13 protein-coding genes are annotated in these 14,322 nt (G+C 61.3%); 4 read left to right on the top strand and 9 right to left on the bottom strand.

What is annotated here, in order from left to right; translation table 11 throughout:
- Positions 1-48: 48 nt before the first annotated feature.
- The 5 genes from F3J17_RS10135 to F3J17_RS10115 all read right to left on the bottom strand — a co-directional run bounded on the left by F3J17_RS10135 (position 49) and on the right by F3J17_RS10115 (position 3,834).
- Complete coding sequence (locus tag F3J17_RS10135) at positions 49-357, bottom strand: hypothetical protein (RefSeq protein WP_167056952.1); 309 nt, start codon at positions 355-357, stop codon at positions 49-51.
- Positions 358-375: 18 nt separating this feature from the next.
- The gene (locus F3J17_RS10130; RefSeq protein ID WP_167056949.1) at positions 376-2,073 is read right to left on the bottom strand and encodes a type II and III secretion system protein family protein; all 1,698 of its coding nucleotides are present in this window, start codon (positions 2,071-2,073) and stop codon (positions 376-378) included.
- A 112-nt stretch (positions 2,074-2,185) separates the two neighbouring features.
- Positions 2,186-3,007, bottom strand: coding sequence for a Flp pilus assembly protein CpaB (gene cpaB / locus F3J17_RS10125; RefSeq protein WP_167056946.1), 822 nt, complete (start codon positions 3,005-3,007; stop codon positions 2,186-2,188).
- Between the two features lie 26 nt (positions 3,008-3,033).
- Positions 3,034-3,576 (bottom strand): prepilin peptidase, encoded by a 543-nt coding sequence (locus F3J17_RS10120; protein ID WP_167056944.1) that lies wholly within the window; start codon positions 3,574-3,576, stop codon positions 3,034-3,036.
- A gap of 87 nt (positions 3,577-3,663) precedes the next feature.
- Positions 3,664-3,834: a Flp family type IVb pilin gene (locus tag F3J17_RS10115; protein ID WP_167056941.1), complete on the bottom strand. Its 171-nt coding sequence runs from the start codon at positions 3,832-3,834 to the stop codon at positions 3,664-3,666.
- A 985-nt stretch (positions 3,835-4,819) separates the two neighbouring features.
- Between F3J17_RS10115 and F3J17_RS10110 the strand changes: the two genes are divergently transcribed.
- From F3J17_RS10110 to F3J17_RS10095, 4 genes are all read left to right on the top strand, one after another.
- Positions 4,820-6,076 carry a glycosyltransferase family 87 protein gene (locus tag F3J17_RS10110; protein ID WP_167056938.1) on the top strand — a complete coding sequence of 419 codons (1,257 nt, stop codon included), beginning with the start codon at positions 4,820-4,822 and terminating at the stop codon, positions 6,074-6,076.
- A gap of 73 nt (positions 6,077-6,149) precedes the next feature.
- Positions 6,150-7,223, top strand: coding sequence for a glycosyltransferase family 2 protein (locus F3J17_RS10105; RefSeq protein ID WP_167056935.1), 1,074 nt, complete (start codon positions 6,150-6,152; stop codon positions 7,221-7,223).
- Between the two features lie 188 nt (positions 7,224-7,411).
- Complete coding sequence (locus F3J17_RS10100; protein ID WP_167056932.1) at positions 7,412-8,755, top strand: sigma-54 dependent transcriptional regulator; 1,344 nt, start codon at positions 7,412-7,414, stop codon at positions 8,753-8,755.
- Positions 8,756-9,076: 321 nt separating this feature from the next.
- On the top strand, positions 9,077-9,490 hold the full coding sequence (locus F3J17_RS10095) for a MarR family transcriptional regulator (protein WP_240160887.1): 414 nt from the start codon (positions 9,077-9,079) through the stop codon (positions 9,488-9,490).
- A gap of 106 nt (positions 9,491-9,596) precedes the next feature.
- On the opposite strand, the gene mhpT is transcribed toward F3J17_RS10095, so the two are convergent.
- From mhpT to F3J17_RS10075, 4 genes are all read right to left on the bottom strand, one after another.
- Complete coding sequence (mhpT, locus tag F3J17_RS10090) at positions 9,597-10,823, bottom strand: 3-(3-hydroxy-phenyl)propionate transporter MhpT (protein WP_345891161.1); 1,227 nt, start codon at positions 10,821-10,823, stop codon at positions 9,597-9,599.
- A 41-nt stretch (positions 10,824-10,864) separates the two neighbouring features.
- The gene (locus F3J17_RS10085; protein WP_167056926.1) at positions 10,865-11,383 is read right to left on the bottom strand and encodes a DUF3237 domain-containing protein; all 519 of its coding nucleotides are present in this window, start codon (positions 11,381-11,383) and stop codon (positions 10,865-10,867) included.
- Between the two features lie 19 nt (positions 11,384-11,402).
- Positions 11,403-13,076, bottom strand: coding sequence for a tannase/feruloyl esterase family alpha/beta hydrolase (locus F3J17_RS10080; protein WP_167056923.1), 1,674 nt, complete (start codon positions 13,074-13,076; stop codon positions 11,403-11,405).
- Positions 13,077-13,158: 82 nt separating this feature from the next.
- Complete coding sequence (locus F3J17_RS10075) at positions 13,159-14,250, bottom strand: porin (RefSeq protein ID WP_167056920.1); 1,092 nt, start codon at positions 14,248-14,250, stop codon at positions 13,159-13,161.
- Positions 14,251-14,322: the final 72 nt, after the last annotated feature.

Genomic DNA, 14,322 nt, shown 5'->3' with positions numbered 1-14,322 from the left:
TGCGTCTTTCAACGGTCAGATGTAACGGCGCGATCACATTGATTTGCATTACTGACCAGCCGAACCTACCCCGCTGCTTACGCCAATCGTGTAAGGGTTCGACGAAACCGGCGGCGCCGAGAACAGTTTGTCGTATTGCGTCATCGCCGAGACTGCCGATTGGCCGTCCACGCCCTGTGTCGATGGGTTGTGTTCGGCGGCATGCGGGTCGATGATCTGCGCCTGCGTGACGGTGCGCACGGCCTCGCCGAAGTGCGCATCCCAGACCGGCGTGCTGGTCATGCAACCGCCCAGCAGGCTACACGCCGCTGCCAGCGGCACGAGTGAGCGAGCGATGCGAAGGTTTTCGAGTTTCATGAGATTCCCCTTGTCCCGTCACTGCTTGATGGCGGCGTCAGCTTGCGCGGCGGCGCCCGCTACGTTGGCCGTTGCGCCGATGGTGGCGGACGGTTGCGAGCCCTGTGCGGGCGCGGGTGTGACCGGTGTGAGCGGCGCGGCGGGAGTAGCGGGAGCGGCAGGCGTCGCATTGCTACGCGGCGCACCGCGTCCTTCCATGTTGCCGGTCGCGTAGACATCGGCTTCATTGGGTTGCACGAAGCTATCGGTCGGCAATGGCGGATTCGAGTTGGGCAGCGGCTTGACGAGATGTGGCGTGATGACGAACACGAGTTCCGTGCGGTCCTGCTGGAACGACGTGCTGCGCAACAGTGCGCCAAGCACCGGCACTTCGCCTAACCCCGGTACAGCCTTCAGCGAGCCGGTCACGTTGTTCTTGATGAGACCGCCGATCGCGAAGGATTCGCCATCGTTCATCTGCACGGTCGTAGACGCACGGCGTGTGGTAATGAGCGGCAAAATCGACACGCTGCCCGCGTTGGCGGCGCTCAGCGTGACGCCGGTCGAAGAAAGCTCGGAGACTTCCGGCGCGACGCGCAGATTGATCTTGCCGTTGCCCAGCACGGTCGGCGTAAACTTCAGGCCGATACCGAATTCCTCTTGCTGCAGGATGATGGAGCTGGAGGTTCCCCCCACGCTTTGCGGCACCGGAATAAACACTTCTCCGCCGGCGAGGAACGTTGCCTCCTGGCCGCTGATGGTGACCAGGTTCGGCTCGGCGAGAATCTTGACGAGGCTGTCGGTCTTTTGCGCATCGACGGCTATCGACAAGGGCTTGTTATTGGCCTTGCTCAGGCCGATGGCGCTCGACACGCCCGCCAGCAGGTTGCTCACGAGCGCGCCGGTCCATGAGCCAAAGCCGCCCTGGATGTTGACCGCCGCGCCCAGTTGATCGATCAGCGTCTTGTCCACCTCCGCGACCTTCACTTCGAGCATGACCTGCTGGGGCGAATCGACGCTCAGCATATTGAGCACGCCACCGCCGCCGCTCTTGCCGTCACCGCCTGTAGCGTGCGCACTGTAGACCTTTGCAATCTCGACGATCTGTTGTGCGGCCTGTGCGGTCGATACGCGGCCGGACAGCACGAGGTTGTCGCCCGCCGTCGACACACGCACGTCGTGCTCATTCGGCAGCAATTGCGCGAGCGACGACATCAGCCCACCGGCATCGGCATTGACAACGACATCGATGATCTGGCACGAGCCGCCCCGGCCCTGCACGATCATATTGGTCGTGCCGACCGACTGTCCCACCAGATAGAGCGTGCGCGGCGAGAGCATGGTTGCCTGCGCAACGGTTGGATTGCCGAGTGTGCGATTGAGTACCGGTTCATCAAGCGGCACGAGCACCGATTTGCCCAATGGCACCACCACCGTGTTTTCGCCGCGGATTGGGCCAGTGCAGTTCGGCCCGCGCAGCGGCCCCGTGGGCGAGGCCGACGGCGCGCTCGGGTTGGCGAGAACCGGCGTCATGCTGATGGTCATCTGCATCGGGCCGTGCCCGAGCGATGCGGGCGCAGCGGCGGTTTTCGCGGTCTGGACGTTCTCGTCCCCATCCGTTGCGCGTGCCGTTTGGGCGATCAGCAGCCCGGCGCTCACCCAGGCCGTGACGGCCATAGCAAGCGGTGTGCGACGCAAGGCACGGTGCCGCGATGCGTGTTGCGATGCTGTATTCATGACGGAATGCCCCCGCTTCGTGTCTGTTTGTCTATTTGTTTATTGCTTGTCGTGCTTCTTGCTTGCGTGCCCGGTCGCACGCCTTCATTTTTTCCTTGTTCTGCTGCCGCGCTCAGAAGCACTCCTGCGTGCTGGTGACGCCGGAGATCACGCCGATACAATCGCGCTTCGGCGCGTGGTGCTCCGCGTAGCGAACACGCGTGGTTTTTACCGGTGCCGGGGCTGCCACCGGCGCGGCGATACCTAGCAACGTGTCCTTGGTCGCGCCGTCCGTCGTCAGCCGCTTCTCGTCGATCTGGTTGCGCAACACGAGCGATAAAGTGCCCACGCTGCGCGCCAGATCGAGTTTTTCGGCCTGTTGCGGCGTCACTTCCAGCGTGACGGCGTCCACCACCTTCGGCGCAGTGTCTTCACGGCTCACCTGCTGCGCGACTGCCAGCACCAGAATCTTTTCGAGCACCGTTTTGGAGATGCTCAGTTGATCGGTATGGCCTGGCGCCTGCGTGTTGACGATCACATCGACGTAATTGCCAGGCAGTGCGAACCCCGCCACACCGACCACGTCGTTGACGCGCACGGTAATCGCCCGCTTGCCATCGGCGATGACGGCGGAGAGGCCGCCCTTGGTGCCGGCGGGCGCAAGCTGCGACTCGATCACCGGTTCACCCTTCGATACGCTCGAACGCACGACGCGCCCTTCTAGCAGCTTCGCGTCGCTGAAGGCCCCGGCTGGCACGCTGCCAGCAGGCCAGCTGATCGTATGGATCATGTTCGGTTCGATCGGCTCGCCGAGGCTCAAATCCTGGTTGGCGACCGCGACCGACGTCACGCCGCTCGTCGAGGTCTGCACCAGCCAGCGGGACGCCGAAAGCGCGGCTGCCAGTCCCGCCGCGAGGGCGACCACAAACATGACCACTGCGCGACTGTTCTTCATGGCAAAGCTCCTCGTTATCTCGCCAGCTAGTAGACGGCGGCGAACAACACGCCGATCGTTGCGCCCGCAATCGCTACGCCATAAGGCAAGGTGCCCAACGGGACCGTCTGCGCGCGTGACGCGTTCCCGGCCCAGGCCACGCCGGGCAGCCAGCGCGCGCATTGATTGCGGATCAACCGCACCAGATCTCTTGACTTGCCGCGCTTCAGAATCACCACGACCGACCACAGGCCGCCGATCAAAAGCGCCACAAGTACGATGTGCAATGCGAAAACAGGACCGACCCAGGCGCCTATCGTCATCATCAGCTTGACGTCGCCGGCGGCCATGCCGCGCACCAGATAAAACGGCAACAAGAGCGCGAACCCCGCCAGCGCGCCTTCGAGCCAGGCCGAGCCGCCCTTGTACAGGCCGAACAGCCAGCATTGCGCAAGCAGTGCGACGATCAAGCCGCCCAGAACGATGCGATTGGGAATACGCCGCGCGACGAGGTCCGTGCTGGCCGTCACGATGACCAGCAGAACCACGCACAGCGGAATGGGTTGCGGTGGAAGGTGCTCGACAAACATCGCGGCCCTCTTCTCTTGTCGTGTTGACATGAAAGCGCTGGAGGAGCGGACGAATCGCGAGCGGCGATTCGTCCGCCGCCTCACAACTCAGATCGAATCGCCGATCGTGTTGAAAGCGGTCGAAATCTTCGTGGCGAGACCCGAAACGGCCGCAATGATGGCGAGCGCGATCAGCGAACCGAGCAGTGCATATTCGATGGCGCTGATGCCGTCTTCGTCACGGATGAACTGGCTTGCCTTGGCGATGATGTTCTTCATGATTGACTCCATTAGGATGACTACATAAATCCCCTTGCCGGAATTGGCGTGAGGGGGTGAACGACTTCAAGTGACTGGGTGGGCCTGACCGATCAGGTTTAATGCGGCAGAGCGGTCCTGCGCGGGCAGCCGGACGATGCGATCGCGGCTGCCGGAATGGCGCACATCGCAACGGCGGGCGTCAAATGAAACGCCCTGCCGATGGATGTGTGAAGGTGTATGGTCCGCCGTGCGGCCAGCGTGCTACGTGCTGGCACGCAACGGCAGGAAAAGATGAAACGAATAAAAGCCCCGTAGCTCATTTTTTATACCCCGATTTACCCCGTCTTTCTTTTCATCCGGTCTTCGCCGGTGCTGTGCGTCAAGCCTGCGGAACCTGTTGCGATCTCGATACCGCTCGACTTGCGTAACTAGTCATAGGCAAGGTACGGGCCAGCTCTGCGCCAGGCCCGTCAATACTGGCCTCGAGGCAATTCGGTAAGATTTTCATGCCTGAGGCTGTCAACTAAAAATGTTGCTGATCTGATACATGCGTCTGGCGGCCATGATTAGGCGTTCGAACGGCTCCGGCCTTGTAGATAAAGGGCTTGCGACCGACTGATCAGGACTTTCCCTGGGCTCTATTCGCGCTGCTGTTTCGAGCGTTCCAGGACACCCTGCTGGAAAGCCGTCTGCGGTTGATACAACACTGAAACATCGCGCCCGTTTTGAACTGATGATTGGGGTAAAAACTGCTTCGCCCGAGCCAGGCGTCGAAGCTGATGGAATATGCCGGGTTGTAAGGCGGCTCGATTTCCACACATAATCAATCGAGAGCACGCGTATGCGTAACGGTTATCGGTTCAGTGACTGATTCAAAATGACGAAACCCTTCGCCTGTTTGCATTCGCACGATTAGTCGATAAAGCAATAGCAACGCTAAACAAGTCGCACGACCACAGCCCACACCGCGCTGCGGATCGGCAGACCATTCGGGGGCAGGGCCATGGATTTACCACTTGAAGCGGCGCGCAGCGCCGGGAATCGCGTGCGAGGCTGGCTGACGCACGAACGATTCGTCCTCTACAGCGTGACGATGTGCATCCTCTACGTCGCCTTTCTTGGGATGTGGGCGCGCGTCACGCACGGCTTTCTCGCGGCTGAAACGGCCAAACCGGCCGGCGACTTCGCGGTCTTCTGGAGCGCGTCGCACGTCATGCTCCACGGCACGGCAGCGCAGGTCTATAACTTCACGTCGTTCTCAGCCGCGGAACGAGCGCTTTCGGGCAGCTTCGTAAAAGACTCGTTTCTGCCGTGGCTTTATCCGCCGACCTTCCTGGTGCTGGTCACGCCGTTCGCGCTGTTGCCCTTTCTGCTTTCGTACGCGCTCTTTGTCTCTGCGAGCCTTTACGCGTATATCAAGGGCGCGCTGGCCGTTTCACGACTGGCTCGCTGGAGCGGCAACGCGCGGCTCGCTATGGTCTTGCTGGCAACCTCCCCCTGCGTGTTCGTCGCCGCGCTGTTCGGGCAGAATTCGCTGCTTACGGCTTCGCTTGCCGCCTTCGCCGTGCGCTGGGTCGAGCGTTATCCCGTGCGCGCCGGCATCTGCATCGGACTGCTATGCATCAAGCCGCAGATGGCGATGGTTTTCCCATTCGTACTGATCGCGACGCGCGCGTGGCGCGCATTCGCCAGCGCCGCGGCAACCGCGCTCGTCTGCGCGGGCCTGAGCATTGCCGTGTGCGGGTTGCATACGATCAAGCTCTCGTTTCTTGCAGCAGATCTCGCGCGTAGTCTCATCCTCGAACATAGCTCGGCCTTCTGGCTCGCTTCGCCCACTTCGTTCGCTGCGCTGCGCCTGGGCGACGTGCCGCTGCAGCTGGCGTATCTGCTCCAGGGCACGGTTGCCGCGCTGGCAATTGCATCGGCCTGCCATGTCTGGCGCAAGACGCGTAACGCCGGCGCGCGCGCCGCCATCCTCGCGCTCGCCACGCTGATCGCCAACCCGTATGTGTGGCACTACGAACTGGCCTGGCTGGGCATCACGCTCGCGTGGCTGCTGGCCACGGGACTACGCGCCGGGTGGTTGCGCGGAGAACAAACGGTCATCGTGCTTGCGTGGCTGTTGCCGCTCTTCGAACTGTTTAATCGCTTCACGGTGTTGCCACAAATCGGTCCGATCGTGCTGCTGCTCGTGTTGCTGATTATCTTGCGTCGCGTGCGCGAACCAGGCGAGTTCGAAGTGTCACGAGCGGCCGTTTGATCGATTCAAAAAAGCGCTATCCAGCAGTAAAGACGTGGCTTCGCGCCGCGCAGGCTGAACCGGGGGACTTACCATGACTACACGTAACAACAAGCCATTGGTCTCGATCGTGGCGCCGTTCTACAACGAAGGCGATGCCGTCGAGCGCTTTTTTGAAGTGATCGTGCCGGTGCTGGAAGACATCGCGTCGATCCGTTTCGAGATCGTCTGCATCAACGACGGCAGCGGCGATGACACGCTCGACCGGCTCGTAGCCGCGCGCGCCAAAGACAGCCGTATCCGCGTGATCGATCTGACGCGCAACTTCGGCAAGGAAGCCGCCTTGACCGCCGGTATCGACGAGGCTTTCGGCGATGCTGTGATTCCCATCGATGCCGATCTCCAGGACCCGCCCAGCCTCATCCCGGTGATGATCGAGCATTGGCGCGCGGGTGCCGACGTCGTCGCCGCGCGGCGAACCAACCGCGCCTGCGATACCTGGAGCAAGCGCACGGCGGCCGGTCTTTATTACCGGGTGCACAACGCGCTCTCGGACGTCAAGCTGCCCGAGAATGTCGGCGACTTCCGCTTGATGGATCGCGAAGTCGTCAACGCGCTGCGGCGGCTTCCCGAACGCCGGCGCTTCATGAAAGGCCTGTTCGCGTGGCTCGGTTACCGCACCGTGATCGTCGATTACGAGCGCGAGGCGCGCAGCGCCGGACATTCGAAGTTCTCCGGCTGGCGCTTGTGGAATTTCGCGCTGGAAGGCATCACGAGTTTCAGCACCGTGCCGCTGCGCAGTTGGACCTACATCGGCCTGAGCATCGCTGCGGGGGCCTTCCTGTATGGCGGTTTCATCGTCGGACGCACCATGCTGTTCGGTAATCCAGTGCCGGGCTATGCATCACTGCTGACGGTGCTGCTGTTCATGGGCGGCATTGAACTGATCGGCATAGGCGTCGTGGGCGAATATGTCGGGCGCATTTACCACGAGACCAAGGGCCGCCCCGTGTATCTGGTGCGGCGGCGCTATCAGGCAAGCAACAAGGTGAGCGCGCTGCCGGTCCGGCGCTCGGGCACGCGCAGCGCTCAGGTCGTCAAACTGGACTTCGCGCGCCGACGCTCGGCCTCGCGCGTACGCACAGCGGCGGCGCATGGGCGCATGTGAATTAAGTGCCAACTCAACAATCCGTGCGCCAAAAACGCTAGCTGAAAACTTGATACGGTTTTGATCTGATTGAAAGTGCGCCACCCATGCATTAAGGTAGTTCTGTGGCACCGCACCATTTGGGCTATCACCGGGTAAACACGGTGGATTCCTGATGGCGCAGGCCAAGTGTGTTTCTGGGAGGAAACATGAATACCTTAGCGGCGGAATCAGCGGCTTCATCAGCGGCGGAACGTCAGGTGCTTTATGTGTCGGGCAATCCTTCGCCCCGAATCGTCGAATTGCTTTCGGCGGCTGCATGGCAGGTTGTGGTAACAACGGACACGGAAGCCGCTCCCGACGCGGCCATGAAAGTCGCGCCACGCGTGGGCCTGATCGAGTTGCCGCAGAACGCCACGCCGGAGCAACTCAGCGCACTGCAAAAGTCCGTGCGCCGCGCGAAAATCACGTGGATCGCGCTGGTTCAGCCTGGCCAGGCCGATGGCGCCGCCCGGCAATTTATCGTCGATCACTGCTACGACTTCATTACGTCGCCCTACCCCGAGCAAAGCCTGCTATTCGCAATCGGGCACGCTTATGGACTGGCGACGCTGCGCGACGCATCGTCGCCCGCCCAGGACGAACCCCGTCGCATCAGCAGCCGACGCGCTCAAGGGCAGTTCGACATGATCGGCGAATGCGACGCCATGCAGGAGCTTTACCGCGGCATTCAAAAGTGCGCACGCACGCCTGCGCCGGTGTTTATCTGCGGTGAATCGGGCACGGGCAAGGAACTCGCCGCGCGTGCAATTCATAATCGCTCGTCGCGTGCGCGTCTGCCTTATGTGGCGATCAATTGCGCGGCCATTCCCACCACGCTGTTGCAAGCCGAATTATTTGGCCACGAACGCGGTGCATTTACGGGCGCATTGCAGCAGAAAATCGGCCGCATTGAATCGGCCGCTCACGGTACGTTATTTCTCGACGAAATCGGCGATATGCCTTATTCGTGCCAGGCGGTGCTGCTGCGTTTTCTGCAGGAAGGGACGTTCGAGCGCCTTGGCAGCAATACGCCCATCAAGGTGGACGTGCGCATTATTTCGGCGACGCACGTGGATCTCGAAGCGGCCGTGGCGCAAGGAAAGTTTCGCGCCGATCTTTATCACCGGCTTTGCGTGCTGAAAGTCACCAAGCCGCCGCTACGCGAGCGCGGAACCGATATCGAATTGCTCGCCCAGCACGCCCTTGCGCTCTACAAAAAGGAAGCACAGCAGAAGATTCGCGGCTTTTCTACCGATGCGCTGGCCGCATTGCGTCAATACGACTGGCCCGGCAATGTGCGCGAACTCTTCAATTGCATTCGCCGCACCCTCGTCATGGCCGAAAGCCCGATCATCACCGCCGCCGATCTGGGTTTGAACGCGATGCCCGACTCGCTGGGCGATGTAATAGATGTGGCCCACGCGCAAACGCACGCGGCTACAACGACCGCAACGGAAGCAGCAAGCAACGCGAAGAAGCCTGCGCGCTCCGGGTCGCCCGCGCACGCCTAGAAAGCAGGTTTCGCTCGATCTTTCGCCCGCTGCCGCGGCTCGGCCGCGAAACCCCGCAAGCCGCGTTCGCGGCTTTTGGGCTTTGGCTCGCTAGGTTCCCCCATGTCCGATCACGATAGCGTCACTGTGGCCACCGTTTGCCTTTCACTGAGAATCAGGTTCCCTGACATATAAAGTAGAATACGCGATGACGTCTCCCTACTCCTAAATCGCCTTTGATCGCCAATGGCCAGAAAAACCTCCACCATCGAAGCCGCAACCACGCCAGCAAATAAACCAGAATCGCCAGGCGCCGATGGAACGCAGCGCGCTGTACCGCCCATGCGCCTGAGTTATCTGATTGGGCAACTCGACCGCGTCATCTCGCGCCGGCTTACCGAAGCGCTCGTCATGCATGGTCTGACGCTGCCGCAATACACCGCCCTGTCGGTGCTACGTGCACGTGGACGCTCGTCGAATGCGCAGATTGCCGAGCGTTCGTTCATCACGCCGCAATCAGCCAATGAGGTGGTGAAGACGATGGAAGCCAGCGGCTGGGTCGCGCGCGAACCCGACCCGATGAACCGTCGTGTGGTGCTGCTCTCGCTGACCGATGAAGGAAAGACGCTGCTCGATGCCTGCGATCAGGCGGTCGATCAGGTGGAGCGCGCGATGCTCGACGACGTCGCGCCCGCTACCGCGCAGACGCTTCAGACCTTGCTACATACCTGCGTGCGCAATCTGCGCGCGGTCTAGCAGGCTTCCAGTCGAACAATACGAAGCACCCATCGCATCGCAAGCGTTGCGATGGGTTTTGATACCAGGAACACGTCAATCACTCAGGCCACAATAGTCAGCACTTCTACGTTTTTGAGCGAGATACCGCGAGCAATGCACCAATCGCGGCCGCTACCGTAACCGGAATACTTGCGGCGATCACCGTGGTTGCGCTGGCTCCGCCCGCCAGAAGCTGCCCTGCCGCGAGCGGGCCGACGATCGACCCGATACGGCCCGCCGCAACCGCCGCGCCAACACCCGTCCCGCGCATGACGGTTTCGTAGCTCGTGGCGGACAGCGCATAAAGCATCGATTGCGCTCCCACTACGCCCATTCCGGCCAGCAACACCGACAAGGAAAGCCACACCATATTGCTCGCGCCCGCCAGCATGAACAGCGAAACAGCGATGCCCGCGTAGACAGCGCCCACGACACGCATCGGACGCACGCGGTCCATCAGCGTGCCGGTTGCAAGCACGCCAATCACACTGCCAGCGTTGAACAGTATCTGCGTCACACCCGCCTGGCTGCGCGTCAAGCCGCGGCTCACGATCAGCGAAGGCAGCCAGTTCAGCAGAAAATACAGCACGATCAGCGTGCAGAAAAAGCTGACCCAGATCTGCGCCGTCACAGCGGCGCGTCCCTCGCCGAAGAGTACCCGCAGTGTCGACGGTGGTCCGCCATGCATGGCCTGCGCGTTCGAACTGGCGGCAGCATACGCGCGCGACTCGGGCAGCCAGGCAAGAATTGCCGGTGCGATAACGAGCGGCCCAAAGCCGCCAGCGTAGAAAATATGACGCCATTCGGTATCGCCCGCGCTGAGTACGCCGATCAACGCCGCCAGCGCGCCGCCCAGCGGCATGCCGCAATACATGATGCTCACGGCGGTATTGCGTAACCGCTCCGGCACGGCCTCCGCTGAAAGCGCGATCAGGTTCGGCATCGCGCCGCCCAGCCCCAGCCCCGTCAGCAGGCGAGCAATCAGCAAGGTCGCAAACGTGGACGTTTGCGCGGTGAGCAGCGAGAACGCGCCAAACGCCACCATCGAAATCAGCAGCACGCGCTTGCGGCCAATGAGGTCGGCAAGACGCCCGCCCAGCATCGCGCCCGGCAGCAGTCCAAACATGCCCGCGCTAAACGCAATGCCCAATTGACGCACGGAAAGCCCAAATTCACGCGCCATGCGCGGTGCAGCAACGCCCGTGGACTGCAGATCGAGACCTTCCAGCACCGCGACCACCAGACAAAGTCCGAGCACCCACGCCGTACCCGCCGTCCGGCTGGACGGCACCTGAGTTGTCGATGACGACACGATATCTCCTTGGTTTTTCTATTCGCCGCACGCACTGCGGATTACTGCAGCTTGTAGATACGGATAAGAACGGCATCGCGCCCCGGCTTCAGACTGTCGAGCGTCCCGACATAAACGTCGTTATTGATCCAGCCGTATTTGCCTTGCGGCGCAACGAGATCGATATTCGAAAACACCGCCTGCCCCGGCGCGCGCTGTGCGGGCGCCAGCACATGATTCGAGACGCTGATGACCGCGCCATCGTCCGTCTTCAACTCGTAGGTCGCGCTCAACTGTTTGAAGCCGTCCTGCCGCACGAGTTGACGGTCGGCGCCGCCAGCCAGCACTACGCCGTGGATGTCGGGACCGGAGAAGCTCCCGCCGACGATCGGCACCATGCGCCTTTCGCCAATCGGCGACGTGCCGAGCGACATCGTCGGCGCAAGATCGCACGTAATTTCCATCACGAGTTGCGCTGTGGGGACATGCTGCGCGGGCGCTTCGGCTGCCGATCCCGTGACGCTGGCTAGAACGACGGGTAACGCTGCCACAATGCACTTCATAGGATTACTGATCTTCATTACGCGTCTCCATGGAGATTCATTGACGGGCACAGGCAAAGCTTGCCGCATCGTTCTTGTCGCCCTTCAGGTATTTCGCGCCTTGCGGATAAGGACAAAGCGGACGCGTCATGCCAGTGGGCAGTTTCGATCCAGACGAGGCTCCGGCATGCGCTACGATGGCTTGCGGCGCCTGGCCGTGTTCCACCCACTTCACCATCGCATCGAGCGAATCGAAACTATCGAGCGCGTAGTCCCCGCCGGAGCAATGATTCATCCCAGGCACGACGTAAAGGCGTGCGAAATCGGCGGTATGCCTGCCGTAGGCACTTTGCAGGCGCTTGAAGTAATGGATCGTGTCGAGAACCGAAAACACCGGGTCGCTGCCGCCGTGGTAAATCAGCAGCTTGCCGCCGTGCGATCTGAAAGCCGCCAGGTCAACTGAATCGGCATCCATGAATTCGGCGGCAGACTGGCCGTATTCCGCGGTCTTTCTGTCAATCGACTGTTCGAGATCGCCAAGCGATACCGTGTAGATGTCGAACGCGCTGCGCGGTGGCGTCGAAAATACGTACTGCATCGAGCCCGCGCCTAGCGTCTCGGCACGCGATGGATGCTTCTCGTCGCCGAGTTTCCATTCGCGCCAGTTCGCGCTCGCAATGCCGCTGTCGTAGGGCCACGGCGTGTAGAGCGTGTGGCCGTCGGGCGTTCTCGCGCCATCGAACACCGCGTGCAAGGCCTGCACCTGGTTGGCGCTCAGGCACGCATCGGTCTTGCCGGATTGGCATTGCAGAACCAAGGGGTCGAATTTGCAGACGTCCGGGCGGTAATTGAAGCCATCGTCCGTGCCGTCCGCCGTGCCGCATTGATGACGCACGGCGTCGGCCACCAGATCGAGATCTTGCTGCGAGAAGGCGCGCGCCAGTTGTACGCGTCCGTCGGCGGAGTTCGGCGCGGCACGGCTAAAGGCCTGCGTGTCCGCCACCTGCGCAATGGCGGCATGCGGAAGCCGGTAACCGGGATCGCCGGAGATGATGCCGTCGAATTCGGAGCCGTACCGCTGCATCGCCTGCAATGCTTCCTGGCCACCTTTTGAACAGCCGGCGAAATATGACCATTTAGGCGGCTCGCCGTAGAAGTTGCGAATCACGTGCTTCGCGACTTCCGCAACCCGGCCGATTGACGCGTAGCCATAGTCGATACGCGCTTTGGGATCGACGCCAAAGCCCGCGTTCTGGTCCTGCGTATGGCCCGCGTCTGAGCTGACGACAGCGAAGCCACGCGACAATGCTCGCGGCCCATCACGCCACGATGGGGTCACACCAGTCGCCGGATTGACGATGCCATCGCTGCCGCCACCACCTTGATAGAAGAAACGTCCCGCCCATTCCTGCGGCAGACGCAATTCGAAATGAATGGCGTATTGATCGTTCGACGCTGCAGGTCCCGTGCCGCTGGTCGGCGCTGGCTGTCCGGTGCGTCGGTCCAGCACGCCTTCGACAAGGCAGTGTGCCGGCAGTGTCTTGCCCGGGTTCGTTGCATCGGCTTCCTGCCATTTCGCCGAAGTCACGATGCCACCCGTTATAGGTAGTTCGGCGAGACGCGCGCAACTGCTGGCGTCGGCTGCATGCGCCTGCGGGCAAACCGCGAAAGCGAGCAGCAACACCGCTGCGCATTCGCCAGGTCGAATTTTTCGTTGATTGAAGGGCGACAATCGAATGTCTCCTGCGAGAGGAATGCATGCGCGCGGGTCAGGCGCGTTCGTATGAAATGGGCGCAGATTCTGGAAAAAGGCCTTAAAAGCGATGGGAAATGCCCACGCCGACCGCAACGGTGTTGGTGTCCGGCATGCCGCCCGTAAGCGACGCCGTCATCAGGTTGGTCAGGCCATTCGCCTTCTTTTTGGCGTTCATCAGGCCAACGAATCCGTAGAGTTCGGTGGACTTGGACAGGAAATAGTCTTCGCTCAGCACATAGGCGCTGGTGGCGTTCTGCGTGTCCTTGCGATCTTCGGCCCAGTAGTAAGCGAAAGTGAGCATGCTGGCCGGTGTGACGTACCAGTTCGCGCCTGCCTGAATGACGCGAATATCCGACGGACCCGTCACGCCGAACTGGGTAATCGCATTGCCCTCGGGCTGGTTGTAATCAGTCCACGCCGCCTTGAATGTGACCGGCCCAAACTTGTATCCTCCGCCCAGCGACCATACGGTCAGATCGCGATTACCGTACTGATCGTTCTTCTGCACAAATGCGCCTTCGCCAATGAAGTGTGCGTCTTCATACGCCGCGCCAAGCGAAACAGTTCTGCCCTGCGCGAGACTGCCCGCTTCATTGCCAAAGTGATAAAGCGCGCCAAGATAAACGGTATCGGTTTTATAGGTGTAGCCAACCGAGTTGGCTTCATACACCGTCACGCCTGATGTCGTGCTTTTGCCTTCCAGGAAGTTCCAGTAGCCCGCGGCACTGAAGGCCTGTTTGAGCGAGCGCGGATCGGCGCGGCCAAAAGCGTAGTACGCAGGATCCTGCTGAAGACCCGCAGTGATCTGACCGTAGCTCGAGCGCACGAACACATTGGCGTAGTGCCCGAAGATCGTATTGGACGGCGACATTGCACCGCTGCCGATGCTGAATTGACCTTCGAGCTGAAAGCCCGCACGCACGCCGCCGCCCAGATCCTCCAGACCCAGCAAGCCCCAACGGTTACTGCTGTTGCCGCCCGAGCTGAAAAGAAAGTTGCTGTGCGGCGATGGGCCGCCGGCGCCAGGGCCGCCGTTCTTGTTCTGATACAAGAGACTTGCGTCAACAAGGCCATAGAGCGTAACGCTGCTTTGGGCGTGCGCAATACTGGCGCCAACTGCGCATGCCGCCATACAGGCAATCTTCTTCATTGGATCTCCGTTTTTAATCAGTATTCCTACTTTATTACGAGGTATGACCAAGCCTCGTTCGCCTCTTGAGCG

It is taken from the genome of Burkholderia sp. Ax-1719 (genome assembly GCF_011753055.1).
Classification (GTDB): domain Bacteria; phylum Pseudomonadota; class Gammaproteobacteria; order Burkholderiales; family Burkholderiaceae; genus Paraburkholderia.
This window is presented reverse-complemented; position numbering and strand designations above follow the sequence as displayed.

Coding starts and splice junctions, on each gene's coding strand:
- F3J17_RS10100 (WP_167056932.1), top strand. CDS start 7,412: ATGAATACCTTAGCGGCGGAATCAGCGGCTTCATCAGCGGCGGAACGT.
- cpaB (WP_167056946.1), bottom strand. CDS start 3,007: ATGAAGAACAGTCGCGCAGTGGTCATGTTTGTGGTCGCCCTCGCGGCG.
- F3J17_RS10075 (WP_167056920.1), bottom strand. CDS start 14,250: ATGAAGAAGATTGCCTGTATGGCGGCATGCGCAGTTGGCGCCAGTATT.
- F3J17_RS10105 (WP_167056935.1), top strand. CDS start 6,150: ATGACTACACGTAACAACAAGCCATTGGTCTCGATCGTGGCGCCGTTC.
- F3J17_RS10120 (WP_167056944.1), bottom strand. CDS start 3,576: ATGTTTGTCGAGCACCTTCCACCGCAACCCATTCCGCTGTGCGTGGTT.
- F3J17_RS10130 (WP_167056949.1), bottom strand. CDS start 2,073: ATGAATACAGCATCGCAACACGCATCGCGGCACCGTGCCTTGCGTCGC.
- F3J17_RS10095 (WP_240160887.1), top strand. CDS start 9,077: ATGCGCCTGAGTTATCTGATTGGGCAACTCGACCGCGTCATCTCGCGC.
- F3J17_RS10135 (WP_167056952.1), bottom strand. CDS start 357: ATGAAACTCGAAAACCTTCGCATCGCTCGCTCACTCGTGCCGCTGGCA.
- F3J17_RS10085 (WP_167056926.1), bottom strand. CDS start 11,383: ATGAAGATCAGTAATCCTATGAAGTGCATTGTGGCAGCGTTACCCGTC.
- F3J17_RS10110 (WP_167056938.1), top strand. CDS start 4,820: ATGGATTTACCACTTGAAGCGGCGCGCAGCGCCGGGAATCGCGTGCGA.
- F3J17_RS10115 (WP_167056941.1), bottom strand. CDS start 3,834: ATGAAGAACATCATCGCCAAGGCAAGCCAGTTCATCCGTGACGAAGAC.